Source organism: Sphingomonas donggukensis, assembly GCF_023674425.1.
Taxonomy (GTDB): Bacteria; Pseudomonadota; Alphaproteobacteria; order Sphingomonadales; family Sphingomonadaceae; genus Sphingomonas; species Sphingomonas donggukensis.
This window is the reverse complement of sequence record NZ_CP098401.1, coordinates 2,355,547-2,379,299: the sequence shown is the minus strand read 5'-3', so window position 1 is coordinate 2,379,299 and position 23,753 is coordinate 2,355,547. Positions and strand designations below refer to the sequence as shown.

Sequence of the window (23,753 nt, the reverse complement as noted above, 5' to 3'; positions counted from 1 at the left end):
TGGTCGGATGACCGATGACGTATCCGCCGCTGCCCTGATCGCCGACATGGGCCGGCGCGCCCGCGCGGCGGCGACGCTGCTGGCGGCGATGCCGTCCGCCGACAAGGCGCACGCGCTGACATTGGGGGCGGAGCGCATCCGCGCGGCGAGCGCCGGCATCCTTGCCGCGAACGCCGACGACATGGCCGCGGCAGAGGCGAACGGCCTGTCGCCGGCGATGCTCGACCGGTTGCGGCTGGACGAGGCGCGGGTGGCGGCGATGGCGGACGGGGTAGCGGCGATCGCGACGCTCGACGATCCGGTCGGCACGGTGATCTCCGAAAGCGCGCGCCCCAACGGCCTGCACCTCAGCCGCGTGCGCGTGCCGATCGGAGTGATCGGCATCATCTACGAAAGCCGCCCCAACGTGACCGCCGATGCGGGTGCGCTGGCGGCGATGGCGGGCAATGCCGCGATCCTGCGCGGCGGGTCCGAAGCGGCGCGCAGCAATGCCGCGATCCACACAGCACTCGTCGCGGGGCTGGTCGCAGGCGGGATGCCGGCGGACGCGGTGCAGCTGGTGCCGACGACCGACCGCGCCGCGGTGGGTGCGATGTTGCAGGCCGACGGCGTGCTCGACCTGGTCGTGCCGCGCGGGGGCAAGGGGCTGGTCGCGCGGGTGCAGGCCGAGGCACGGGTGCCGGTGCTCGCGCATCTCGACGGGATCAACCACGTCTTCGTCCACGCCGCCGCCGATCCGGCGATGGCGCGGCGGATCGTCGTTGACGCCAAGATGCGGCGGACGGGCGTGTGCGGAGCGATGGAGACGCTGCTGATCGACCGCGGATTTGGCGACGCGGGCGGGCTGGTGCGGGCGTTGCAGGACTCCGGCTGCGCGGTGCGCGCCGGTCCTGGCTTGCGTGCGGTCGTGCCGGGGCTGGAGGCGGCAAGCGATAGCGACTGGGATACCGAATATCTCGACGCGATCGCCTCGGCGGAGCTGGTCGACGGCCTTGGCGGCGCGGTGGCGCATATCGCCGCCCACGGATCGCACCACACCGACGCGATCGTGACCAAGGATGCCGCGGTCGCTGCGCGCTTCCTGGCATCGGTCGATTCGGCGATCGTGATGTGGAACGCGTCCACCCAATTCGCCGACGGTGGCGAATTCGGCCTGGGCGGAGAGATCGGTATCGCCACCGGCCGCCTCCACGCCCGCGGCCCCGTCGCGCTGGAAGGACTGACGACGTATAAATGGCTGGTGCAGGGGACCGGACAGGTGCGGGGTTGAATGCGCTGTAGTGAATGTATACATTCGCGACATGAGCAGCGCCGTCATATCGGGTCGGGTCAGCGCCGATCTTTCGACCAAGCTTGACCGTCTGGCGGAGCGATTGGACCGTTCGCGCGCATGGATCGTCGCGAAGGCTGTCGAGCATTATGTCGAGAGCGAACTCGAATTGCAGGACTCGCTGGACGAAGCCGAGCGTCAGATCGACCGTGGCGAGGTTTTCACGCAGGACGAAATGGACGCCTGGGTGGCTGGTCTGAAGCGCCGCGATACCGGCGCGTGATGCCGATCCTCTACGCGGCGCTGGCCCGTCGCGATCTTGAGCGGATCGAGCGGTACCACCGCGCGATCGATCCCGATCTCGCCGTGACGATCGTCGAAAGGATCGTCGCGGCCACTGGCGTGCTGCGCGACGTCCCGCTGGCGGGGCCGGCAACGGTTGAGGGTCACCGCCGCAAATGGCGGGTGGCAGGGACGCAGTACATCATCTTCTACCGCGTGGCCGCCACCGAAGTGCGCATCCTGCGCGTCATCCACGGCGCGCAGGCGGCGGCATCGCCATGACCCGCACCGGCCTTCTCGGCGGATCGTTCAACCCGGCGCATCGCGGGCACCGCGGCGTGACTCTGGCGGCGGTGCGGGCGCTGGGGCTGGACGAGGCGTGGTGGCTGGTGTCGCCCGGCAATCCGCTAAAAAGCGGCGCGAAGGACATGGCGCCGCTTGCCGCGCGGCTGGCGTCGGCGCGGGCGATGGCCAGGCGGGCACCGATCCGCGCGACCGCGATCGAGGCGAAGCTCGGCACCCGTTATACCATCGACACGCTGCGCGCATTGAAGCGGCGCTATCCGAAGCGGCGCTTCATTTGGCTGATGGGGGCCGACAACCTCGCGCAATTCCACCGGTGGAAGGCGTGGCGCGATATCGCGCGGGAGATGCCGATTGCGGTCATCGCGCGTCCGGGGTATGACGCAAGGGCCCTCGCAAGTCCGGCGATGGGCTGGCTGCGACGCCGGGTCCGACCGGTCGCGCAGGCGCAACACTGGACGAGATGGAGTCTGCCGGCGCTCGTGGTGCTGCGGTTTCGACCCGATCCGACCTCCGCCACGGCCGTCCGCGCCGCCGATCCCGACTGGTTCCGGCGTGCAGGCAGCAGCTTTTCCATGCGTTCCCGAAACCTAACCCCGGAGTAATCTTGGCCTCTCACCCGCACGTTCCCGGTTCGCCCTCCGGTTCGACCGATACCCCCGGCGGCGAGGCGCTGCACCGACTTGTCCTGGCGAGCCTGGAGGACGACCAGGCGGTCGAGACCGTGTCGATCCCGCTCGCCGGCAAGTCGAGCATCGCGGACTATATGGTCGTCGCCTCGGGCCGATCGACCCGCCAGGTCGCGTCGATGGCGACGAAGCTCGCCGAGAAGATCAAGGCCGAGTTCCGCGTGTCCGCCCGGATCGAGGGGCTGGCGACTGCCGACTGGGTGCTGATCGACGCCGGCGACGTGATCGTCCACCTGTTCCGCCCCGAAGTCCGCAGCTTCTACAATCTGGAGCGCATGTGGTCGTTCGGCGACGCGCCGTCGGGCGGCGAGCCGAACTGAATCACGGCGGTTCGCGCGCGTGCTGCTCCATATCGTCGCGCGCGGGCGGATCGGGCGGTGTGCCGAGGCCGATCTGGTCGGGCGGTATCTGAAACGCATTGCGTGGCCGACGCGGGTGACCGAGCTGCCCGACACCGGGGGCAGGATGCCGGCCGCGGACGGCGCGCGGATCGTCATGCTTGACGAAACCGGTGAGACGCCGGGGTCGAAGGCCTTTGCCGAGCGGCTGGGGCGGTGGCGCGACGACGGCGTGCGCGAGACGCGGTTCCTGATCGGTGCCGCCGACGGCTTCGACGATGCGGCGCGCGGGCAGGCCGACATGCTGCTGTCATTCGGGCGGCTGACGTGGCCGCACATGCTGGCCCGCGCGATGCTGGCCGAGCAATTGTGGCGTGCGACCTCGATCCTTGCCGGGCATCCGTATCACCGTGAGGGGTAGGGTGCTCCTCCACAAAACCGACCCGTGGCGCCCGTCGCTCCTGCTCGCCGTTGCCGCGGTGGCGCTGATCGGGGCGAGCGCGCCGCCCCCGACCGTCGCCGAGCAGCGCGCGGCGTTGCGGGCGGCGCGCGCCGCGTCGCGGGCGGCGGATACGCGCGCGGTGGCTCTAGAGCGCGCGGCGGACGCCGAGCGTGACGACGCGCTGAAGGCACAGGGCCGCGAGGCGGCGGTCGCGGCGCGCATCCGCGCGGCGGAGGCCGATATCGGCGCGGGACAGGCGCGGGTGGCGCTGACCGAGCGCGCGCTGGCCGCGGGTCGCGTGCGCCTGGCCGAGCGGCAGGCGCCGATCGCGCGGCTGGTCGCGGCGCTGCAATCACTCGCGCGGCGCCCGGCGGCGGTGGCGGTGGTGCAGCCGGGGACGGCGGAGGATATCGTGCGGGTGCGCGCGGTGCTCGGCACGTTGATGCCGGTGGTGCGCGCGCGCAGCGCCGGCGTCCGGGCCGAACTGTCGCGGGCGACGGCACTGAGGGCCGATGCCGATGCCGCGGTGCGCAGCCTGGCCGCGGGCCGCGCGCGGTTGCAGGGTGAGCGGCTGGCGCTCGTCCGCCTGCAAAGCGACCACCGGTTGCGCAGCGAGGATCTGGACCGCAGCGCGCTGGTCGAAAGCGATCGCGCGATCGCGCTGGGCGAGCGCGCGCGCGATCTGGTCGCGGGGATGGAGATCACCGCCGACGCCGCCGAGACGCGCGCGCGGCTGGCGGCGCTGGCTGGACCGTTGCCGCGGCCCGAACGGATCGGCGGAGTGGAGGAGCGCGCTCCGACGCGGTTCGGCACCGCCCCCTACCGTCTGCCGGTGCGCGGGCGCGTGGTCGAGGGGCTGGGCGAGGTGTCGGCCACCGGCGTGCGCGCGCGCGGCCTGACGCTGGCCACCACCGCCGGCGCCGCGGTCGTCGCGCCGGCGGCAGGGCGCATCGTGTTCGCGCGTCCCTTCCGCGACTATGGCACCGTCGTCATCGTCGATCATGGCGGCGGCTGGTCGAGCGCGATCACCGGACTGGACGCGGTATCGGTGGCGGTCGGCGATGCCGTGACGGCGGGGGCGCCGATCGGCCGGGTCGGCATGCGCGACGACCCGCGCATCGCGGTCGAGCTGCGTCGGCGCGGCGTTGCGGTCGACCTGGCGCAGCTGCTTGGTTGAGCCCCGCGTAATCGCGCGTTCAGGCGCAATGGCTTTTGCCTCTACCGGGCAAAGCCGCTAGATTCGCAAACAGTCACCAGCCGGAAAGCCGTCCACCATGTCGCGTACTACCAACCTGCTCGGCGCCACCGCGCTCCTCGCGACGATCGCCGCCGTGCCGCTGGCGACCGCGGCGATGGCAGAGGTCGATGCGGGCGCGTACCGCGACCTCGACGTGTTCATGGACGTCTATACCCGCGTGAAGGCGGATTATGTCGACAAGGTCGACGACAAGACGCTGGTGAAGGGCGCGATTCAGGGGATGCTCGCCGCGCTCGATCCGCATTCGAGCTATGTCGACGCGCTCGACTTCGACAATATGCGCATCGCGACCGAAGGGAATTACGGCGGCCTCGGGCTGACCGTCGGGATGGAGGACGGCGCGGTGAAGGTCGTCGCCCCGACCGAGGATACGCCCGCCTACCGCGCGGGCATCAAGTCCGGCGACTATATCACCCACATCAACGGCCAGCTGATCTACGGCCAGTCGCTGGACGAGGCGATCGAGGGGATGCGCGGGGCGCCCGGCACCAAGGTGTCGCTGACGCTGGTGCGCCCGGGCCGCGACAAGCCGATCGAGGTGACGCTGGTGCGCGAGACGATCGTGCAGAAGCCGGTGAAGTGGGAAGTGAAGAACGGTATCGGCATCATCAACATCAACACCTTCTCCGCGCGGACCGGCGCCGACACGCGCGGGGCGATCATGGCGATCGAGAAGTCGCTGGGCCATGCGCCGCTCGGCTATGTCGTCGACCTGCGCGACAATGGCGGCGGGCTGCTGACCCAGGCGATCGAGGTCAGCGACGTGTTCCTCGACCACGGCGAGATCGTGTCGCAGCGCGGGCGGACGAAGGCGCAGATCGAGCGATTCTACGCGACCTCGGGCGACCTGGCGAAGGGATTGCCGGTGATCGTGCTGACCGATTCGGGCACCGCGTCCGCGTCCGAGATCGTCGCCGGCGCCCTGCAGGACCATCACCGCGCGATCGTGATGGGCGAGCGCAGCTTCGGCAAGGGATCGGTGCAGACACTGCTGCCGATGAGCAGCAACACCGCGCTGCGCCTGACGACGGCGCGCTATTTCACGCCGTCCGGGCGGTCGGTGCAGGAGGGCGGGATCGAGCCCGATATCGCCGTGCCGCAGCTGAGCGACCCCGATTACAAGACGCGCCCCGTGTTCCGCGAGGCCGACCTGCGCCGCCACCTGGTCAACGAGGCCAAGGTCGACAACAAGGTGCTGGAGGAAGATACCAAGGACGATCCGCGCTTCGTCGCGACGCCGAAGGAGTTGGAGGCGAAGGGAGTCAAGGACTTCCAGCTCGATTACGCGCTGAAGACGCTGTCGCGGCTCGGGCCGGCGGTGCAGACCGCCGCCGCCGCATCGCCCGCGCGCAAGCGGTAGGGCCGTCGTGACCGCACCCCTCGTCACCGCCAATCGCCTGGCGCTGCTGGTGCCCGCGGCGCTGATGGCGGGTGCTCTGGGCTCGCAATATCTGGGCGGGCTGTACCCGTGCGAGATGTGCCACTGGCAGCGCTGGCCGCATTATGCCGCGATCGCGGTGGCGCTGGTCGCGTTCATGGTGACGGGCGGCGCCCGGCGCGCTCTGGTGGTCGTCGCCGCGCTGCTGATCGCGACGTCGGGCGCGATCGGGGTGTTCCACGCCGGGGTGGAATATGGCTGGTGGCCGGGGATCACCGGCTGCACCTCGACCGTTCAGGCAGGCGGGAGTGTCGAGGATATGTTCAGCAAGATCATGGCCGCACCGATGATCCGCTGCGACGTCGCGCAGTGGACGCTGGGCGGCGTGTCGCTTGCCGGGTGGAATGCGATCGTGTCGATTCCCTCGGCGCTCGTCATCCTGTGGCTGGCGGTGAAGCGGTGAGCGAGGCGGCCCCCACCGGCTGGCGCCCCGGCGACCGGCGCGATGCCACGCCGTCGATGATCCGCGTCGACCAGGCCGGCGAATTCGGCGCGACGCGCATCTATGCCGGGCAGCTGGCGGTGATGGGTGACCGCCACCCGATGGCGCGAAAGATCGCGCATATGGCGGCGCAGGAGGAGGAGCATCGCGCCTTCTTCGATGCGATGATCGCGAGACGCGGCGTCCGCCCGACCCTGCTCCAGCCGTTCTGGCATGTCGCCGGCTTTGCGCTGGGCGCGGTCACCGCAACGATGGGGCCGGAGGCGGCGATGGCGTGCACCGCCGCGGTCGAAACCGAGATCGACAAACATTATGCCGAGCAGCTGGACGAACTGGGCGACGGCGATCCGGAACTGTCGGGCGCGGTCGCACGCTTTCAGGCCGAGGAACTCGAGCACCGCGACACCGCGCTCGCCCACGGGGCCGAACGCGCGCCGGGCTATCCGGTGATGTCGGCGCTGATCCGGCTGGGGTGCAAGGCCGCGATCGCGGTGTCGAAGCGTATTTGACGAGGATGACAGAGATGAAGCACCTGATCGCCCTGCTGGCCGCGCCCTTTGCGGTCGCCATCGCCGCGCCGGCTGCGGCGCAGGATGCCCCGGTCGGCGGTGTCGTCTTCGTCTATGGCACCCAGAAGTGCCCGACGAACGCCGACGGCGACGAGATCGTGGTGTGCCAGCGGCGTCCGGCGGGCGAGCAGTTCCGCATTCCCAAGGAAATCCGCCAGCCCGAGATCAAGCCCGAATACCAGTCCTGGGCGACCAAGGCGCAGGACGCGCTGAACACCGGCGCTACGGGCATCGGCAGCTGTTCGACGGTCGGCCCGGGCGGCGGCATCGGCTGCGCCAACCAGGCCTTCGGTCGCGCTCGCCGCGACAATGCAGCGCGCGCGCGCGAGGATGGCGCGTACGTTCCCCAATAATCCCCACATCAAGCGCGTTGCCGGGCGGTCTGGCGCAGGTTAGCGTCGCGCCGTTTCTGGCTGGGGGGCTGACGATGGCGACGATCGCACCGGAGCGCGCACGCGAGCGTCCGCAATCGCTGGCCCCCGATCGCTATGAGCAAGTCCTGTCGGCGGGCGCGGTTTTGTTGCTCGGCTGCGTGCTGGTGGCACTGGCCAGGGGGCAGGCGGAGTGGTCGCGGGTGCCGTGGGTGGTGTGGCCGCATTTGCTGACGATCATCGTCGCGCTGGCGCTGACGCCGGTGATGTTGCTCAGGCAGCGCGGGGACGGGACTCACCGCGCGCTCGGCACGGTGTGGGTCGTCGCGATGCTGGCGACGGCGGCGCTCTCCTTCCTGATCCGCGAAAGCCGCCACGGGCAGCTCGGTTATATCCACATCCTGTCGGCGTGGGTGCTGATCCAGGTGCCGATGCTGTGGTGGCAGGCGCGCACGCACCAGGTCGCGCGCCACCGCCGCAGCGTTCGCGCGATGGTGACCGGCGCGCTGCTGGTCGCGGGATTCTTCACCTTTCCGTTCAACCGGCTGCTCGGCCACTGGCTGTTCGGGTGAGCGTGGCGACGCCGCGGGGGCGGCTGGCCGCGCTGATCTTCGCGCTCGTGTGGCTGTCATGCGCGTGGTTCGGTTCGTGGGAATGGAATCCGAACAATTCGACGCGGCTGTTCGCGGCGTTCTCGATCGTCGAGGAGGGCGATGCCACGATCGATCAATACGCCGCGCTGACGATCGACAAGGCGGCGTTCGACGGCCACGTCTATCTCGACAAGGCGCCGGGCGTCACGCTGATGGCGCTGCCCGCGGTGTGGCTGGCCGACCGGGCGAGCGGCACGCGAGGAGCCACGCGGTCGCTGGCGATCTACGATCCCGCCTCCGACCGGTTCATGCGCGCGCGGCTGCGGCTGGCGACGGCGAGCGGGGCGGCGCTGCTGATCGCGCTGGCGGCGGTGTGCGTGTTCCTGATGGGGGCGAGCCTCGGCGGGTCGAACGGCGCGGGCGCATTTGCGGCGATCGGCTTTGCGCTCGGTACGCCGATGTGGGGATGGTCGACCAGCCTGTTCGGCCACGCGCCGGTCGCCGCGCTTTATGCCATCGCGATCTGGGCGGTGTGGCGCGGAACAGGCGGCGCGCGGGCGTCATGGCGTCACGCCGCGGTCGCCGGGGCGGCGCTCGGCTGGGCGATCGTGGTGGAATATCCGGCGGTCATCGGTGGCGCGGTGATCGGGGTGTGGGCGCTCCTCCGACTGTGGCGGTACCCGGCGGCGGAGCGCGCCCGCGCGATGCTCGCGGCGGCGATCCCGGCGGTGGCGATGCTGGCGGTGCTGGCGGCGTATAATCTCTTCGCGTTCGGCACGCTGTTTCGCCTTGGGTATCAGGGCGTGGTCGGGTTCGACGGCATGAACCAGGGGCTGTTCGGGCTGACCTATCCAAAGCCTTGGGTGCTCTACGAGATACTGGTCGGCGGGCGGCGGGGGATGATCTGGGTCGCGCCGGTGCTGCTGCTGGCGGTCGCGGGGGTGGTGCGGCTGATCCGCGCGCCGGCGACGCGCGACATCGGCTGGCTGGCGGTGGCGGGGACGGTGGCGCTGTTCGTGTACAACGCGTCCTACGTCTATTGGGACGGCGGCAATTCGACCGGGCCGCGGCATGCGGTGCCGGGAATTGCTTTCCTTGCGCTCGGGCTCGGCCCGGCGTGGGCGGCGGCGCGGAGCGGACTGGAGCGCGGCGCGGCGCTCGCGCTGCTGGTGGTGTCGGTCGCCATCAACCTGACGATCGCCGCGGCCGAGATCGTGAGCGGCGGGCAGGGGCGCTTCCCGCTGTTCAGCGACGTCATCGGCGACCGGTTCCTGAAGGGCCAGCTGCGGACGTTCCCCAGCGAATGGCTCGGCTGGGGCGTGTGGCAGGGGCTGGCGCTATACCTGCTGCTGGCGGGCTTGATCGGCTGGGGCATCGTGCGCGCGGTCCGTCGCAATCCCCTCGGCTGAGCCGCCGCTGCGATAGGCGGCCTCGTCCAGTGCGCCCTGCATCCGCGCCACCGTCGTCGCGACGGTCAGGTTCGCGCTCGCGCTCGGCACCGTGCGGGTCATGTCGAGCAACCGGTCGAACGGCAGGACCAGCCCGACAACCAGCGCGGTCTGTTCGGGCGACACGCCGACCGCGCCGAGCATCGCCGCGAGCATGAACAGCGAGGCGGAGGGGACCGGCGCGGTGCCGAATGCGGCAAGCGCCCCCGTCGCGAGCATGATCGCCAACATCGTGCCGTCGGGAACGATGCCGAGCGCCTGCAATGCGAACTGGCCGAGCAAGCCGACGTAGAGCGCGGTGCCGTCCTTGCCGATGCTGGCGCCGAGCGGCAGCACGGTCGAGGCGATGGCGCGGTCGACCCCCAGCCGCGTCTCGGCGACCCGCAGCGCGACCGGCAGCGTCGCCGACGACGACGCGGTCGAAAAGGCGACGGCCAGCGCATCGACGATCCCGCGGAAGAACGGCAGCACCGGCAGGCGCGCGACAAGGCGCAGCACCGCGCTGTGGATGACCGCCATCTGGAACAGCGAGGCGGCGACGACGCAGAGCGCGAGCCAGCCGACCGTGACGAACACACCGAGCCCTGCGGTGGCGATGGCATTGGCGATCAGCGCCATCACGCCGAGCGGGGTCACCTCCATGACGATGCCGACGATGCGGAACAGGACCGCGGACAACCCCTCCAGCAGCCGCGCGACCGGGCGCCCCGCCTCGCCCGCCGCCAGCGTGCCGACGCCGAGCAGCACCGCGGTGAAGATGATCGCGAGCATGTCGCCCTTGGCCAGCGCATCGACGATGTTGAGGGGGACGATGCCGACGAGCTGTTCGTACGGGGTGACCGGCTTGCCGAGCGCATGCGGTGCGACCCCGGCGAGCGCGGCGCCGGCGCCCGGCTGCACGATCAACCCCGCCGCCATGCCGACGCTGACTGCGATGAGCGTGGTCGTCGCGAAGAGCAGGATCGTCCGGCCTCCGACCGCGCCGAGCCTGCGCACATCGCCGAGCGCGGTGATGCCCGCGGCGATCGTAACCAGCACGATCGGCACGACCAGCATGCGGATCGCGCGAACGAACAGGTCGCCGAAGACCTGGACGAAAGGGGCGATGGCCGGGGCGAGCGTGCCGATGAGCACGCCGATCACCAGCCCCCCGACGACGCGGCGCCAGAGCGGTATCGCGAACCACGCGCGGGCAAGGCGGGTCATGGGCGGGCGCGGGTGGCGGCGATCATGCGCCGGTTATGGCGCGGTGGGTGGGGAGTGCAATGGTGGGTGTTGGGTCGCCGCGCAACGCACTCTGGCCTCCCCCTCCTTAATCCGTTCGCCTCGAGTAGGCGTCGAGCCTCTCGACACGCTCGAGACAGGCTTGTCGAGACGCCGTATCGAGAGGTGGGTGCCCGGAGAGAGGCCTTCTCGATACGCGCTCTCGACAGGCTCGATCGCTACTCGAAGCGAACGGTTGGGGGTTGGGGGACGACAACCCCTACCCCAGCGCCGCCTTGATCTTCGCGAAGAAGCCGGTGCTTTCCGGGCATTCCTCGCCGGTTTCGGTTTCGCGGAACGCTTCCAGCAGCTCGCGCTGTTTGGCGCTCAGGCGGGTCGGCATTTCGACGTCGATGCGCACGACCAGGTCGCCGCGGCCGCGGCCTTGGAGGACCGGCATGCCGAGGCCGCGCTGGCGCAGTTCGCGGCCGCCCTGCGTGCCGGGGGCGATCCGGATGGTGTGGGTGTCGCCGTCGAAGCCAGGCAGCTCGATCTCGCCGCCCAGTGCTGCGGTGGTGAAGCTGATCGGCGCGCGCGCGAACAGCGTCGTGCCCTCCCGGGCGAAAATCGCGTGCTTCTTGACGTGCAGGAAGATGTAGAGATCGCCGGGGGGCGCGCCGCGCGCGCCGGCTTCGCCGCGGCCCTGCAGGCGCAGCTTCGTGCCGTGATCGACGCCGGGCGGAATCTCGAACGGGATGGTGCGGGTGGTGTCGACCCGGCCCTCGCCGCGGCATTTGGTGCACGGATCGGTGATGACCGCGCCGGCGCCGTTGCAGCCCGGACACGCGCGTTCGAAAACGAACGGGCCCTGCTGCGAGCGGACCTTGCCGTGGCCGTTGCACAATGCGCAGGCGCGCGTGCCGGTGCCCGGCGTCGCGCCCGAACCCTCGCAGGTCTCGCACAGGCTGGAGACGTCGACGGTGATCTCGTCCGACTTGCCGTGGAAGGCGTCGTCGAGCGTGATTTCGAGGTCGTAGCGCATGTCGGCGCCGCGGCGCTGCTGCTGCGGGCCGCCGCGCCCGCCGCCCATGAATTCGCCGAACACGCTTTCGAAGATGTCGGAGAAGCCACCGAAATCGCCCGAGCCGCCACCGCCGAAGCCGCCCTGCCCGCCGTTCTTGAACGCGGCGTGGCCGAACCGGTCGTAGGCGGCGCGCTTCTGCGGGTCCTTCAGGCAGTCATAGGCTTCGCTGACCGCCTTGAACTTCGCCTCGTGATCCTTGCACCCGCCGTTCTTGTCGGGGTGATATTTCATGGCGAGCTTGCGGTACGACGCCTTGATCGTGGCGTCGTCCGCGGTGCGCGTGCATTCGAGCAGCTCGTAATAATCGACTTCGGTGGTCATGCAGGGCCCCCGCCCAAAACGGCGCAACCGCCACGTCCGGGCAGGCGACGCTCACGAAGTCGGTCTTCGTGGAGCGCCACGCCCGCGAAATGACGGTTGCGGTACACAGGTCAGGCCTTCTGGTTGTCGTCCACGTCCGAGAATTCGGCATCGACGACGTCTTCCTGCGGCGCGTCCGCTGCGGCACCGTCGGCAGCGGGGGAAGCATCCGCCGCCTGCTGCTTCTCGTAGATCGCCTGGCCGAGCTTCATCGCGACCTGCGCCAGCGCCTGGCTCTTATCGGTCATGGCATCGGCGTCGCCGCCCTCGACCGCGGTCTTGGCTTCGGCGACCGCCGCCTCGATCTCGGACTTCAGGGCAGGCTCGACGTTGTCGCCGTGCTCGGCAAGCTGGCGCTCCGTCGTGTGGATCAGGCTCTCGGCGTTGTTCTTCGCCTCGGCAGAGGCACGACGCTTCTTGTCCTCGTCGGCGAACGCCTCGGCATCCTTCACCATCTGGTCGATGTCGGCGTCGGACAGACCACCGCTCGCCTGGATGCGGATCTGCTGCTCCTTGCCGGTGCCCTTGTCCTTGGCGGACACGTTGACCAGGCCGTTCGCATCGATGTCGAACGTGACCTCGATCTGCGGCACGCCGCGCGGGGCGGACGGGATGCCGACAAGGTCGAACTGGCCGAGCAGCTTGTTGTCCGCCGCCATCTCGCGCTCGCCCTGGAACACGCGGATGGTGACCGCCTGCTGGTTGTCGTCCGCGGTCGAATAGGTCTGCGACTTCTTGGTCGGGATCGTCGTGTTGCGGTCGATCATGCGCGTGAACACGCCGCCCAGCGTCTCGATGCCGAGCGACAGCGGCGTCACGTCGAGCAGCAGCACGTCCTTCACGTCGCCCTGCAGCACGCCGGCCTGGATCGCGGCGCCGATCGCGACGACCTCATCCGGGTTCACGCCGGTGTGCGGCTCCTTGCCGAAGAAGTCCTTCACGACGTCGCGGACGCGCGGCATGCGGGTCATGCCGCCGACCAGAACGACCTCATCGATCGCGTCGGCCTTGAGGCCAGCGTCGGCCAGCGCCTTCTTGCAGGGCTCGAGCGTGCGCTTGACCAGATCCTCGACCAGCTTTTCCAGGTCGGCGCGAGTGATCGCCTTGACGAGGTGCTTGGGGCCGTTCTGGTCGGCAGTGATGAAGGGCAGGTTGACCTCGGTCGAGGCTGCCGACGACAGCTCGATCTTGGCCTTTTCCGCGGCTTCCTTCAGGCGCTGGAGGGCGAGCTTGTCCTTGGTCAGGTCGATGCCCTCGGCCTTCTTGAACTCGTCGGCAAGGTACTGGACGATCTTGGCGTCGAAATCCTCGCCGCCCAGGAAGGTGTCGCCGTTGGTCGCCTTCACCTCGAACACGCCATCGCCGATCTCGAGGATCGAGATGTCGAACGTACCGCCGCCAAGGTCATAGACCGCGATCGTCTTGTTGGTGTCCTTCTCGAGGCCGTACGCCAGCGCCGCCGCGGTCGGCTCGTTGATGATGCGCAGCACTTCCAGGCCGGCGATCTTGCCGGCGTCCTTGGTCGCCTGACGCTGGGCGTCGTTGAAATACGCCGGCACGGTGATGACCGCCTGGGTCACCGTCTCGCCGAGATACGCCTCGGCGGTTTCCTTCATCTTCTGGAGCGTGAAGGCGCTGATCTGCGACGGCGAATAATCCTCGCCGCCGGCCTTCACCCATGCATCGCCGTTCGAGCCGCGCACGATGGTGTACGGGACCAGCTCGGTATCCTTCTTGGTCACGGGATCGTCGAAGCGGCGGCCGATCAGGCGCTTCACCGCGAAGATCGTGTTGTCGCCGTTGGTCACCGCCTGGCGCTTCGCCGGCTGGCCGACCAGCCGCTCGCCATCCTTGGCGAAGGCGACGATCGACGGCGTGGTGCGCGCGCCTTCCGCATTCTCGATCACCTTGGGCTTGCCGCCCTCCATCACAGCTACGCAGCTGTTGGTCGTGCCAAGGTCGATGCCGATCACTTTTGCCATAGTTTCTGCCTGTACCCCCAGGGTTCTCGAACAATTGAAATCGCACGGCGCGGGAACCTTTTGGGAAAGCTGCCCGCACCGCAGTTACCGCCGCGATATAGGTGGGGTGCGCTTGGTCGCAAGGGTTGCCGGCGAGGCCGCCGATCGCAAGTTTTTCCCGAGGTGGGAGCGCCTTAGAGCAGGCGGCGGTAGGCGATGCGGTGCATGGCCATGCCGATCGCGGCGGCCAGGAGGGCGGGCGCAAGGCCGGTGAGGAGCGCGCTGGCGAGCCGGTAGCGGTCGAGCGGGGCCGCAGGCAGCTGGACGAGCGCGGCGATGCCGAGCGCCAGCGCGAAGCCGGTGAGGGCCGCCGCGCCGGGCCCGCGGCGATTGGCGCGGTGGAGGAACAGCCACGGGATGCCGGCGACCGCGACGATGGCGACCGTCGTGGCGAGGCTCGCCAGCAGCCATGTCAGGGCAAGCGCCGCGATTCCGTGCGCGCCGCCGTTCGCGAACAGCGCGGTGATCGCCGCCCCGCCGAGCGCGCCACCGGCGATCAGGGCATGGCCGGCGCGGTCGATCGAGGCGACGTACCAGGCGCCCGTGCCGCTCATTGCAGCGCGCGCACCGCCGGCGTGTCGAGGCAGGCGACCAGCGCCTCGCGGGTCAGCGGGGGCGCTGCGGCGGGCGCGGCATAGGGCGCGACGACCTGCGGCACGCCGATCGCGACCGGGGCGAAGCCGCTCTGGCCGGTGCAGCGCATCGCCGCCGCCAGCAGCTTGGGCGGCGTATCATACGCCTCGTAGCTCAGGCGGAAGGTGCCCCAGTGGATCGGGAAGGCGCGCGCGGCGCCCAGCCGGCGGAACACCTCGACCGCGTCGATAGGGCCGATGTGGCTGCCCGACACCATCTGCCCGGGGACGAAGCGGAACGCGCCGATCGGGATCAGCGCCAGGCGGATCGGCCCGAGGGCAGCCGCCTCTACCGGCCAGTTGCCGTCGCCCATGCCGGTGTCGCCGGCGAAGAAGACGTTGCCGCCGGGCAGCGCGACCACGAAGCTCGACCACAAGGCACGATTGCGGTCGGCGAACCAGCGGCTGCCCCAGTGATGGTTGCGGGTGACGTGGACGCGGACCGCAGCGGCGGGATCGCCGACCGCCACCGACTGGCCCCAATCGAGCGCCTGCGCCTCTATTCCCACTGAGCGCAGGATCGCGTCGTTGCCGAGCGCGGTGACGATCAGCGGGCGATCGCGTTGCCACAGCGCCTTCAGCGTGGCGAGGTCGAGATGGTCGTAGTGATTGTGGCTGATGAGGACGACGTGGATGCGCGGCAAGTCGGCGAGCGCGACGCCGGGGGCCGCCACGCGCTTCGGCCCGAAGCCTAGGGGGCCGGCGCGCTCGCTCCACACCGGGTCGGTCAGGATGTTGACCCCTCGCGTCTGGATCAGCGTCGTCGCGTGGCCGATCCACGTCGCGACCATCGCGTCGCCGGCCACGCTCGCGGCAGGTTTGCCCGCGGCGACCGGCACCGTCGTCGGCCATGCGGGTCGCCCGTCGTTGCCGGTCACGTAGCGCCAGAAGAAGCCGCCGCGGCTGCCCCCGGTCGGCGGGGCGGTGGTGTCGTCGCCATCGGGATTGAAGAAGCGCGCGCCGTCGAAATGGTCGCTGACGTCGCCGCGGTAATAGACGCGGTCGAGGAAGTGGGGGACGATCGTCACCGCCAGCCCGACGGCGATCGCCAGCCACAGCAGGATGGTCACGGCGATGCGCAGCGCGGTCAGGATCATGGACCCTTCGCTAGCGTGCCCGGCGCCGCCCGCAAAGCGCGGATTTCCGGGCGACTGCTGCCGCGCCGTTGCCGCGTTCCTGCCCGGTTTCGTTCATCGCCGCGACAGGAAGTGTTGCAGTGCAGCAACAGATTCGCGGACTTTCCGATTATTGCGTCGAGCCGTGCAACCCGGCGGGGCGGGGCGTGTTCAGCCGGTCCCGACGCGGTCGCCGCCTGCCACATTGGCTCGGCCCGCCTCGATCAACGACACAAGGTTACCAGTTTCATGCGCAAGACTTATCTCGCCGCCGTCCTCGCCGCGACCACGCTCGCGGTCCCCGCTTTCGCGCAGGACGTGCCCGCCGATCAGACGACCTCGACCGAGGCGACCGCGCCAGACGGCACTCGCGCGTTCGGCATCGAGCCGTATTTCGGCATCATGGGCGGCTGGGAGCAGTTCGACAGCGAGCCGAACCGTGCCGGCATCCCGCAGGTCAACCGCAACAACGAGCTGAACGGCAGCCTGGTGCAGGGCGTCGCCGGCGTGAACGTGCCGCTGGGCCCGGTGTTCGTCGGTGCCGAGGGCAACGTCGCCAAGGGCGTGTCGGGCGACATCGACTGGGAATATGGCGCCGCCGGCCGCTTCGGCCTGCGCGCCGGTGACTCGGGGCTCATCTACGGCAAGGTCGGCTACCAGTGGGTCAACTTCGCCAAGCGCGTGCCCGGCAACCGCGACTATAACGACGTCACTTACGGCGCCGGCTTCGAAGTCGGCCCGAAGGACATCGGCCTGGGCGGCATCACCGGCAACTCGGGCTTCCGCCTGCGCGGCGAAGTGTCGACCTTCGGCGACTTCCACAGCTTTCGCCCGATGCTGGGTGTCATCACGCACTTCTGATCGGTTTCGCCGATCCTGTAACTGCGTAATGGGCGGGCCGTTCGGAAGGACGGCCCGCTTTTTTTGTGTCGGTTAACGCCCCGTCAGCTGCCGCTTGCGTCCACCATAAACGTTTGAGCTTTCCCGCGAGAAGACGGTTCCCACCCTGCTTTTAGCGCGGCGTGCACGCAATTCGCGACAATCGCGTCGTTGATCTGCGGGCGCCTACGATGTGGTGAACCGTTGCCGGACCGCGGCATGGGAAACTCCAGCACCGCCTCACGTTGTTCGTTCGCTTGGCGCACCGAAACAGTCATCCCCCGCCAGCCATCTGCGTGGCACCACTGGGGCTCACGCTGCAAAGCCCATTCATATTTCAGACCATCAACCTCAATGGTCCCAGCCAGATCGCGGGTGTGGAGCATGCCGCGATCATATCAGCGCTATCGCGGCTTTCCACCCAACAGCAGCCGCTCCCTCACACCCCCGCCAGCAACCCTTCCTTCGCGATTTTCTCCCGCCATACCAGCGGGGCGAGCGTATGGACGTTCTGGCCTTCGCTATCGACGGCGACTGTTACCGGGAAATCGGCGACCTCGAATTCGTAGATCGCCTCCATGCCCAGATCCTCGAAGCCGACGACCCGCGACCCCTTGATCGCGCGGGCGACGAGGTAGGCGGCGCCGCCGACCGCCATCAGGTAGGCGGACTTCGCCTCGGCGATCGCCTGGGTCGCGGCGGGGCCGCGTTCGGCCTTGCCGACCATTGCGAGCAGGCCCTGATCGAGCATCATCCGGGTGAACTTGTCCATCCGGGTCGCGGTGGTCGGGCCCGCGGGGCCGACGACTTCTGCGCCGACCGGATCGACCGGGCCGACGTAGTAGATCACGCGGCCCTTGAAGCTGACGGGCAGCTCCTCGCCCTTGGCCAGCATGTCGGCGATTCGCTTGTGCGCGGCGTCGCGGCCGGTCAGCATCTTTCCGTTCAGGAGCAGGCGGTCGCCGTGCTTCCAGCTCTGCACGACTTGCGGGCTCAGCGTGTCGAGATCGACGCGGATCGCCGCCTTGTCGGGCGTCCAGTTGACGTCGGGCCAGTCGGCGAGCTTCGGCGCCTCGAGATACACCGGCCCCGACCCGTCGAGCGTGAAGTGCGCGTGGCGGGTCGCCGCGCAATTGGGGATCATCGCCACCGGCTTCGACGCGGCATGAGTCGGCCAGTCGAGGATCTTCACGTCGAGGATGGTGGAAAGCCCGCCCAGCCCCTGCGCGCCGATGCCGAGCGCATTGACCTTGTCATACAGCTCGATGCGCAAAGCCTCGATATCGTCCTGGGGCCCGCGCGCCTTCAGCTGGGCCATGTCGATGCTGCCCATCAGCGATTGCTTGGCGAGCAGCATCGCCTTTTCCGCGGTCCCGCCGATGCCGATGCCGAGCATGCCGGGCGGGCACCAGCCGGCGCCCATCTGGGGGATCATCTCCAGCACCCAGTCGACGATCGAGTCGCTGGGGTTCATCATCTTGAACTTGGACTTGTTCTCCGAACCGCCCCCCTTGGCCGCGACGTCGACGCTGACGGTCGCGCCGGGGACCATCTCGACGTGAAGGACGCTCGGCGTATTGTCCTTCGTATTGCGGCGGGTGAAGGCGGGGTCGGCGAGGATCGAGGCGCGCAGTTTGTTCTCGGGATGGAGGTAGGCGCGGCGCACGCCCTCGTCGACGACCTCCTGCAGGCTCTGCGATCCGTCCAGGCGGCAATCCTGGCCCCACTTCACGAACACCGTGACGATGCCGGTGTCCTGGCAGATCGGGCGATGCCCCTCCGCGCACATGCGGCTGTTGGTCAGGATCTGCGCGATGGCGTCCTTGGCGGCCGGGCTCTGCTCAGCCTCATAGGCGACGCCCAGTGCGCGGATATAATCCATTGGGTGGTAGTAGCTGATGAACTGCAGCGCGTCGGCGACGCTTTCGATCAGGTCGGCGGGGCGGATCGTGACGGTCATGGGCGATCCCGTTAATCGCGTCCCTCCGGCGCGCCAAGCGGGAACATGTGGCGGTAAGGCCGCGCCTCGTCGAGCGCGCGGGCATAGGACGGGCGCGCGAGCAGGCGGTCGCGGTACGCCCACAGGTCTGCGAAGCGGCGCGGGATCGGATAGGACCAGTCGGCGTAGAGCAGCGCCGGCGCCGCCGCGCAGTCGGCCAGGCTGAAATCGGACCCTGCCGCCCATTCGCGGCCCCGCATCCGCGCGTCGAGCCAGGCGTAGCTGGTGTCGAGCATCGCCTGCGCCTCGCGCACCCCGCGCGGGTCGCGCTCGCCATCGCGCAGCACGTCGGCGACGATCTTCTGCTGCGGCGTCATCACATAATTGTCGACGAAGCGATCGAGCATCCTGACTTCGACCGCGGCGAGGGGGGCGGCGGGGACGAACCGCATCGGGCCGGGATGGACGGCGTCGAGGTATTCGATGATCGTGCTCGCCTCCGCGACCATGCGATCGCCGTCGGTCAGCACCGGAAACTTGCCGATCGGCCACAGCGCGGCGAAGCGGCTGGCGACCGGCTCGGTACCGTCGAGCACGCAGTATTCGCACGGGGTCGCGTTCTCGTAGAGGGCGGTCAGAACCTTCTGACAATAGGAGGAAAGCGGGTGGGCGTAGAGCTTCAGCGTGGGTTCGGTCATGACCGGTTTTTCGCTCCCCGTGTCTCTGACGATTTCTTAACTCCCCGCGCCCTAATTCTCCAGCCGTGGCGGGCATGATTCAATCCTTGCGGGGTATCGGCGGTGGCGTGCGGCGGTTTGCCGGCGGCGTCGACAGCTGGGACGAGGAGACGCAGCGCCGCGCGCTCCTGTCGCTGAAGCTCGTCAACGAATTCGAGGAACAGGGTTCGGGCTGGTTCTGGCAGACCGACCGCGAAGGTCGGATGACCTATCTGTCGTCGAAGGTCGCGTGCCAGGTGACCCCGATCGGCAAGCCCGCACTCGGCCTGCCGCTGACCACCCTGTTCCAGATCGACAGCGACCAGCCCGATACCGAACGCACGCTCGGCTTCCACCTGTCGTCGCGCACCTCCTTCGCCGAATATTCGGTGCGGCCGGGGACCGAGGATACCGAACGCTGGTGGTCGATCTCGGGCCGCCCGATGGTCGATGAGCGCGGCAATTTCCAGGGCTTCATCGGCTGGGGCAGCGACCTGACCGAAAAGCGCCGGTCGGAGGCGGAGATCACGCGCCTCGCGCTGTTCGACAGCCTGACCGGGCTAGCCAACCGCCAGCGCATGAAGCTGTCGCTCGACCAGACGCTGGCGCTGACCGCGACGTCGTACCGGCAGGTGTCGCTGCTGCTGCTCGACCTCGACCGGTTCAAGGCGGTCAACGACACGCTCGGCCACCAGGTCGGCGACGAATTGCTGAAGCAGGTCGCGAGCCGGTTGCTGCGCACGGTCGGCGACGCAGGCCTCGTCGGGCGGCTGGGCGGCGACGAATTCCAGGTCGTGCTGCCGAGCGAATCGCACCGCGACCGGCTGGCGACGCTGGCCAACAACATCATCGTCGCGCTGTCGGCGCCCTATTTCATCGGCGGGTCGTCGGTGACGATCGGCTGTTCGATCGGCATCGCCATCGCGCCCGACGATGGCAGCGATTCGGAGACGCTGGTGCGCAACGCCGACCTCGCGCTGTACGCCGCCAAGGGCGACGGGCGCGGGCTGCACCGCTTCTATCAGCAGGAGATGCTGGCCGGCGCGCAGAGCCGCAAGGTGCTGGAGGACGATCTGCGCCAGGCGCTGGTGCAGAACCAACTGCACGTCGCCTACCAGCCGCTCGTCGCCACCTCCGACGCGCGGATCGTCGGGTATGAGGCGCTGCTGCGCTGGGAACATCCGATCCGTGGGGGCATCAGCCCGGCCGACTTCATCCCGATCGCCGAGGAATGCGGGATGATCGAGACGCTGGGCGAATGGGTGATGCGCACCGCCTGCCACGACGCGGCGCAGTGGCCGGACCATGTCCGCGTCGCGGTGAACGTATCGCCGATCCAGTTCGCGAACCCCGCGCTCCCCTCGATCGTCGCCAATGCGCTGGCCAGTTCGGGCATTGCGCCCGACCGGCTGGAGCTGGAGATTACCGAGGGCGTGTTCCTGAACGAAACCGCGTCGTCCGACGCGATGTTCGCGAGCCTGAAGGGCCTAGGCGTGCGCCTCAGCCTCGACGATTTCGGTACCGGCTATTCGTCGCTCGGCTATCTGCGCAAGGCGCCGTTCGACAAGATCAAGATCGACCAGAGCTTCGTGCGCGGCGCCGCGATCGCGGGCAACCGCAACGCCGCGATCATCAAGGCGATCGTGACGCTGGCCGATACGCTGGGCATGGAAACCACCGCCGAAGGCGTCGAGACGCAGGACGAGATCGCACTGATCCGCGAACTCGGGTGCAGCCACATCCAGGGCTGGGTGTACGGCAAGGCGATGCGCGCCGAAATCGTGCTGGAGGTGCTGCAAGCCGGCGGTCAGGCGCGGCTGGTCGGCCATCGCACCAGCCGCGCGGCGCGGGTGAAGATGCTGCGCTGGGCGAAGCTGGAGATCGGCGGATCGCGCGGCGACGTGCGTATCCGCAACCTGTCGACCACCGGCGCGATGATCGACGGGGTCGCGTTCGACGGCGATGTCGAGGGGCTGAAGGTCCGCATCGAAATCGTCGAGGGCCGCATGATCGACGCCGAGATGCGCTGGTCGGCGGACGGACAGGCGGGGATCGCCTTTGCCGAGCCGATCGACCTGGAGCGGCTCACCGCGCCGGTCAGCAAGATCCGCCGCGCCGCCGCGTGAGGACGACACCCGACCCGTCTTGATCGCAGGCGGCGCGCTCCGTACCCGTCGCAGCATGACCGCGCCGTCGCCCGCCACGCCCGAAGATGCCGCCGCCGAGCTGGAGCGGCTGGCGCACGACATCGCGCGGCACAACCGCCTCTATCACACCGACGACGCGCCCGAGATCAGCGACGCCGACTATGACGCGCTGATGCGCCGCAATGCCGCGATCGAGGCGGCGTTTCCCGAACTGGTGCGCGCCGATTCGCCCGCGCGGCTGGTCGGCGCTGCACCGTCGGGGCATCTTGCCAAGGTCGCGCACGCGCGCCCGATGATGAGCCTCGACAATGCGTTCTCGGCCGAGGACGTCGCCGATTTCGTCGCCCGCGTCCGCCGCTTCCTGAAGCTCGCCGAGAACACGCCGGTCGCGCTGACCGCAGAGCCCAAGATCGACGGGCTGTCCTGTTCGCTGCGCTACGAGGGGCGCCGGCTGGTCCGCGCGCTGACCCGCGGCGACGGGACGACCGGCGAGGACGTGACCGCCAACGTCCGCACGATCGAAGACGTGCCGCAGAGCCTGCCCGCGGACGCGCCCGATCTGGTCGAGATCCGCGGCGAGATTTACATGGCGAAGGCCGATTTCCTGGCGCTCAACGCTCGCCTGCTCGCCGAGGCCGAGGCGGCGGGCAAGGACGCGCGCCAGTTCGCGAATCCGCGCAACGCCGCCGCCGGATCGCTGCGTCAGAAGGATGCCGCCGTCACCGCCAGCCGACCCTTGCGCTTCCTGGTGCATGGTTGGGGCGAGGCGAGCGCGGTGCCGGGCGACACCCAATATGACGTGATCCGCGCGGTTGCCGGCTGGGGCTTCCCGGTCGCCGACACCTTCGAACGCTGCGCCGATACCGCCGCGGCGCTGGCGGTGTACGACCGGATCGAGGCGCAGCGCGCCGACCTGCCGTTCGACATCGACGGGGTGGTGTACAAGGTCGACCGCCTCGACTGGCAGGCGCGGCTGGGCAGCGTCGGGCGGGCGCCGCGCTGGGCGCTGGCGCACAAGTTTCCCGCCGAGCGCGCGCAGACGACGCTGGAGCGGATATCGATTCAGGTCGGGCGCACCGGCAAGCTGACCCCGGTCGCGCGGCTGGAGCCGGTGACGGTCGGCGGCGTGGTCGTCAGCAACGCGACGCTGCACAATGCGCACGAGATCGCGCGGTTGGGCGTGCGCGAGGGCGACCGCGTAGTCATCCAGCGCGCCGGTGACGTCATCCCGCAGATCGTCGAGAATCTGACCCGCGACACCGAGCGCCCCGCCTATGTCTTCCCCGATCACTGCCCCGACTGCGGCAGCGAGGCGGTGGCCGAGGAAGGCGAGGTCGACATTCGCTGCACCGGCGGCCTGATCTGTCCGGCGCAGCGGCTCGAACGGCTGAAGCACTTCGTCAGCCGCGGCGCGCTGGATATCGAGGGGCTGGGGGAGAAGACGCTGGTCGAGTTCATCGACCTCGGCTGGATCGCCGAGCCCGCCGACATCTTCCGCCTGGCCGCGCACCGCGACGCGCTGGTCGGGCGCGAGGGGTGGCAGGCGAAATCGGTCGATGCGCTGCTCGCCGCGATCGCGGCGAAGCGCGCGCCCGATGCCGCGCGGCTGCTGTTCGGGCTGGGCATCCGCCACGTCGGGCAAGTGACCGCGCGCGACCTGATGCGGATGTTCGTCGCGCTGCCCGCATTGCGTGCGGCAGCGGAAGCGGCACGGGAGGGTGACGCCGACGCCGCGCACCGTTTCGCGCTGATCGACGGCGTCGGCCCCGCCGTCGTCACCGCGCTCGGCGACTTCTTCCATGAGCCGCACAATGTGCGCGCGTGGGACGACCTGCTCGCCGAAATCGCGCCGCCGCCGTTCGTGGTCGAGACGCGCGCCTCACCGGTCAGCGGCAAGACGGTGGTGTTCACCGGCACTCTTGAGACGATGAGCCGCGACGAGGCCAAGGCGCAGGCCGAATCCCTCGGCGCGCGCGTGGCCGGGTCGGTGTCGGCGAAGACCGACCTGGTCGTCGCGGGCCCGGGCGCCGGATCGAAGTTGAAGAAGGCCGCCGAGCTCGGCATCGAGGTGATCGACGAGGCGGCGTGGGGTCGGATTGTCGCGGACGCGAATTAGTTCCCTCAAAGTGATGCTTTTTTGCAACGCAGCAAGACAACCGTGATCGCGCGACTCGACGGCACCCCCCGGCGTCATTTATTGGTCACAAACCGAGA

At 69.4% G+C, this 23,753-nt stretch carries 24 protein-coding genes; 16 read left to right on the top strand and 8 right to left on the bottom strand.

The window, feature by feature from the left end; translation table 11 throughout:
- Positions 1 to 7: 7 nt before the first annotated feature.
- From M9980_RS11670 to M9980_RS11610, 13 genes are all read left to right on the top strand, one after another.
- A complete protein-coding gene (locus M9980_RS11670) occupies positions 8 to 1,270 on the top strand; it encodes a glutamate-5-semialdehyde dehydrogenase (protein ID WP_250750984.1) in 1,263 nt (420 codons plus the stop codon).
- A 31-nt stretch (positions 1,271 to 1,301) separates the two neighbouring features.
- Positions 1,302 to 1,553: a CopG family ribbon-helix-helix protein gene (locus tag M9980_RS11665; RefSeq protein WP_250750982.1), complete on the top strand. Its 252-nt coding sequence runs from the start codon at positions 1,302 to 1,304 to the stop codon at positions 1,551 to 1,553.
- Entirely contained in the window at positions 1,553 to 1,834 is a 282-nt protein-coding gene (locus M9980_RS11660) for a type II toxin-antitoxin system RelE/ParE family toxin (RefSeq protein WP_250754910.1), read from the top strand. Before M9980_RS11665 ends, M9980_RS11660 begins: the two co-directional genes overlap by 1 nt.
- Positions 1,831 to 2,460 (top strand): nicotinate-nucleotide adenylyltransferase, encoded by a 630-nt coding sequence (locus M9980_RS11655; protein WP_250750980.1) that lies wholly within the window; start codon positions 1,831 to 1,833, stop codon positions 2,458 to 2,460. Before M9980_RS11660 ends, M9980_RS11655 begins: the two co-directional genes overlap by 4 nt.
- A gap of 2 nt (positions 2,461 to 2,462) precedes the next feature.
- On the top strand, positions 2,463 to 2,864 hold the full coding sequence (gene rsfS, locus M9980_RS11650) for a ribosome silencing factor (protein WP_422921364.1): 402 nt from the start codon (positions 2,463 to 2,465) through the stop codon (positions 2,862 to 2,864).
- Positions 2,865 to 2,883: 19 nt separating this feature from the next.
- Positions 2,884 to 3,303 (top strand): 23S rRNA (pseudouridine(1915)-N(3))-methyltransferase RlmH, encoded by a 420-nt coding sequence (locus tag M9980_RS11645; protein WP_250750979.1) that lies wholly within the window; start codon positions 2,884 to 2,886, stop codon positions 3,301 to 3,303.
- A gap of 1 nt (position 3,304) precedes the next feature.
- A complete protein-coding gene (locus tag M9980_RS11640) occupies positions 3,305 to 4,501 on the top strand; it encodes a murein hydrolase activator EnvC family protein (RefSeq protein WP_250750977.1) in 1,197 nt (398 codons plus the stop codon).
- A gap of 97 nt (positions 4,502 to 4,598) precedes the next feature.
- Entirely contained in the window at positions 4,599 to 5,942 is a 1,344-nt protein-coding gene (locus tag M9980_RS11635) for a S41 family peptidase (protein ID WP_250750974.1), read from the top strand.
- 64 nt (positions 5,943 to 6,006) lie between these two features.
- Complete coding sequence (locus tag M9980_RS11630) at positions 6,007 to 6,423, top strand: disulfide bond formation protein B (protein ID WP_250754908.1); 417 nt, start codon at positions 6,007 to 6,009, stop codon at positions 6,421 to 6,423.
- Positions 6,424 to 6,479: 56 nt separating this feature from the next.
- Positions 6,480 to 6,971 (top strand): demethoxyubiquinone hydroxylase family protein, encoded by a 492-nt coding sequence (locus M9980_RS11625; protein ID WP_250754907.1) that lies wholly within the window; start codon positions 6,480 to 6,482, stop codon positions 6,969 to 6,971.
- Positions 6,972 to 6,985: 14 nt separating this feature from the next.
- A complete protein-coding gene (locus tag M9980_RS11620; RefSeq protein ID WP_250750971.1) occupies positions 6,986 to 7,384 on the top strand; it encodes a hypothetical protein in 399 nt (132 codons plus the stop codon).
- A gap of 74 nt (positions 7,385 to 7,458) precedes the next feature.
- Positions 7,459 to 7,974, top strand: coding sequence for a DUF2306 domain-containing protein (locus M9980_RS11615; RefSeq protein WP_250750968.1), 516 nt, complete (start codon positions 7,459 to 7,461; stop codon positions 7,972 to 7,974).
- Positions 7,975 to 7,976: 2 nt separating this feature from the next.
- Positions 7,977 to 9,404, top strand: a complete 1,428-nt coding sequence (locus tag M9980_RS11610; protein ID WP_250750967.1) for a hypothetical protein — start codon at positions 7,977 to 7,979, stop codon at positions 9,402 to 9,404.
- Here the strand turns inward: M9980_RS11610 and M9980_RS11605 are convergent.
- The 5 genes from M9980_RS11605 to M9980_RS11585 all read right to left on the bottom strand — a co-directional run bounded on the left by M9980_RS11605 (position 9,333) and on the right by M9980_RS11585 (position 15,840).
- The gene (locus M9980_RS11605; protein WP_250750964.1) at positions 9,333 to 10,649 is read right to left on the bottom strand and encodes a dicarboxylate/amino acid:cation symporter; all 1,317 of its coding nucleotides are present in this window, start codon (positions 10,647 to 10,649) and stop codon (positions 9,333 to 9,335) included. The two genes, M9980_RS11610 and M9980_RS11605, sit on opposite strands and share 72 nt — an antisense overlap.
- A 277-nt stretch (positions 10,650 to 10,926) precedes the next feature.
- Positions 10,927 to 12,051: a molecular chaperone DnaJ gene (gene dnaJ, locus M9980_RS11600; RefSeq protein ID WP_250750962.1), complete on the bottom strand. Its 1,125-nt coding sequence runs from the start codon at positions 12,049 to 12,051 to the stop codon at positions 10,927 to 10,929.
- 110 nt (positions 12,052 to 12,161) lie between these two features.
- Positions 12,162 to 14,072 carry a molecular chaperone DnaK gene (gene dnaK / locus M9980_RS11595; RefSeq protein WP_250750959.1) on the bottom strand — a complete coding sequence of 637 codons (1,911 nt, stop codon included), beginning with the start codon at positions 14,070 to 14,072 and terminating at the stop codon, positions 12,162 to 12,164.
- A gap of 173 nt (positions 14,073 to 14,245) precedes the next feature.
- Positions 14,246 to 14,665, bottom strand: coding sequence for a hypothetical protein (locus M9980_RS11590; RefSeq protein ID WP_250750953.1), 420 nt, complete (start codon positions 14,663 to 14,665; stop codon positions 14,246 to 14,248).
- Positions 14,662 to 15,840, bottom strand: coding sequence for an MBL fold metallo-hydrolase (locus M9980_RS11585; protein ID WP_250750951.1), 1,179 nt, complete (start codon positions 15,838 to 15,840; stop codon positions 14,662 to 14,664). Before M9980_RS11585 ends, M9980_RS11590 begins: the two co-directional genes overlap by 4 nt.
- Positions 15,841 to 16,107: 267 nt before the next feature.
- Between M9980_RS11585 and M9980_RS11580 the strand changes: the two genes are divergently transcribed.
- Positions 16,108 to 16,719, top strand: a complete 612-nt coding sequence (locus tag M9980_RS11580; RefSeq protein ID WP_250750948.1) for an opacity protein — start codon at positions 16,108 to 16,110, stop codon at positions 16,717 to 16,719.
- Between the two features lie 83 nt (positions 16,720 to 16,802).
- Here the strand turns inward: M9980_RS11580 and M9980_RS11575 are convergent, their stop codons facing one another.
- The 3 genes from M9980_RS11575 to M9980_RS11565 are packed head-to-tail and all read right to left on the bottom strand — an operon-like array spanning position 16,803 to position 19,374.
- A complete protein-coding gene (locus M9980_RS11575; protein ID WP_250750945.1) occupies positions 16,803 to 17,123 on the bottom strand; it encodes a hypothetical protein in 321 nt (106 codons plus the stop codon).
- A gap of 53 nt (positions 17,124 to 17,176) precedes the next feature.
- Positions 17,177 to 18,697: a fumarate hydratase gene (locus M9980_RS11570; RefSeq protein ID WP_250750944.1), complete on the bottom strand. Its 1,521-nt coding sequence runs from the start codon at positions 18,695 to 18,697 to the stop codon at positions 17,177 to 17,179.
- An 11-nt stretch (positions 18,698 to 18,708) separates the two neighbouring features.
- Positions 18,709 to 19,374 (bottom strand): glutathione S-transferase family protein, encoded by a 666-nt coding sequence (locus tag M9980_RS11565; protein WP_250750942.1) that lies wholly within the window; start codon positions 19,372 to 19,374, stop codon positions 18,709 to 18,711.
- A gap of 74 nt (positions 19,375 to 19,448) precedes the next feature.
- Here M9980_RS11565 and M9980_RS11560 point away from each other — a divergent pair, with 74 nt between their 5' ends.
- On the top strand, positions 19,449 to 21,518 hold the full coding sequence (locus tag M9980_RS11560) for a putative bifunctional diguanylate cyclase/phosphodiesterase (RefSeq protein WP_250750940.1): 2,070 nt from the start codon (positions 19,449 to 19,451) through the stop codon (positions 21,516 to 21,518).
- Between the two features lie 55 nt (positions 21,519 to 21,573).
- Positions 21,574 to 23,655, top strand: coding sequence for an NAD-dependent DNA ligase LigA (gene ligA, locus M9980_RS11555; RefSeq protein WP_250750939.1), 2,082 nt, complete (start codon positions 21,574 to 21,576; stop codon positions 23,653 to 23,655).
- Positions 23,656 to 23,753: the final 98 nt, after the last annotated feature.

Coding starts and splice junctions, on each gene's coding strand:
- M9980_RS11660 (WP_250754910.1), top strand. CDS start 1,553: ATGCCGATCCTCTACGCGGCGCTGGCCCGTCGCGATCTTGAGCGGATC.
- M9980_RS11615 (WP_250750968.1), top strand. CDS start 7,459: ATGGCGACGATCGCACCGGAGCGCGCACGCGAGCGTCCGCAATCGCTG.
- M9980_RS11560 (WP_250750940.1), top strand. CDS start 19,449: ATGATTCAATCCTTGCGGGGTATCGGCGGTGGCGTGCGGCGGTTTGCC.
- ligA (WP_250750939.1), top strand. CDS start 21,574: ATGACCGCGCCGTCGCCCGCCACGCCCGAAGATGCCGCCGCCGAGCTG.
- M9980_RS11625 (WP_250754907.1), top strand. CDS start 6,480: ATGATCCGCGTCGACCAGGCCGGCGAATTCGGCGCGACGCGCATCTAT.
- M9980_RS11575 (WP_250750945.1), bottom strand. CDS start 17,123: ATGCTCCACACCCGCGATCTGGCTGGGACCATTGAGGTTGATGGTCTG.
- M9980_RS11570 (WP_250750944.1), bottom strand. CDS start 18,697: ATGACCGTCACGATCCGCCCCGCCGACCTGATCGAAAGCGTCGCCGAC.
- M9980_RS11670 (WP_250750984.1), top strand. CDS start 8: ATGACCGATGACGTATCCGCCGCTGCCCTGATCGCCGACATGGGCCGG.
- M9980_RS11635 (WP_250750974.1), top strand. CDS start 4,599: ATGTCGCGTACTACCAACCTGCTCGGCGCCACCGCGCTCCTCGCGACG.
- M9980_RS11655 (WP_250750980.1), top strand. CDS start 1,831: ATGACCCGCACCGGCCTTCTCGGCGGATCGTTCAACCCGGCGCATCGC.
- M9980_RS11565 (WP_250750942.1), bottom strand. CDS start 19,374: ATGACCGAACCCACGCTGAAGCTCTACGCCCACCCGCTTTCCTCCTAT.
- M9980_RS11620 (WP_250750971.1), top strand. CDS start 6,986: ATGAAGCACCTGATCGCCCTGCTGGCCGCGCCCTTTGCGGTCGCCATC.
- M9980_RS11665 (WP_250750982.1), top strand. CDS start 1,302: ATGAGCAGCGCCGTCATATCGGGTCGGGTCAGCGCCGATCTTTCGACC.
- M9980_RS11630 (WP_250754908.1), top strand. CDS start 6,007: ATGGCGGGTGCTCTGGGCTCGCAATATCTGGGCGGGCTGTACCCGTGC.
- M9980_RS11605 (WP_250750964.1), bottom strand. CDS start 10,649: ATGACCCGCCTTGCCCGCGCGTGGTTCGCGATACCGCTCTGGCGCCGC.
- dnaJ (WP_250750962.1), bottom strand. CDS start 12,051: ATGACCACCGAAGTCGATTATTACGAGCTGCTCGAATGCACGCGCACC.
- M9980_RS11580 (WP_250750948.1), top strand. CDS start 16,108: ATGCGCAAGACTTATCTCGCCGCCGTCCTCGCCGCGACCACGCTCGCG.
- dnaK (WP_250750959.1), bottom strand. CDS start 14,072: ATGGCAAAAGTGATCGGCATCGACCTTGGCACGACCAACAGCTGCGTA.
- M9980_RS11585 (WP_250750951.1), bottom strand. CDS start 15,840: ATGATCCTGACCGCGCTGCGCATCGCCGTGACCATCCTGCTGTGGCTG.
- M9980_RS11590 (WP_250750953.1), bottom strand. CDS start 14,665: ATGAGCGGCACGGGCGCCTGGTACGTCGCCTCGATCGACCGCGCCGGC.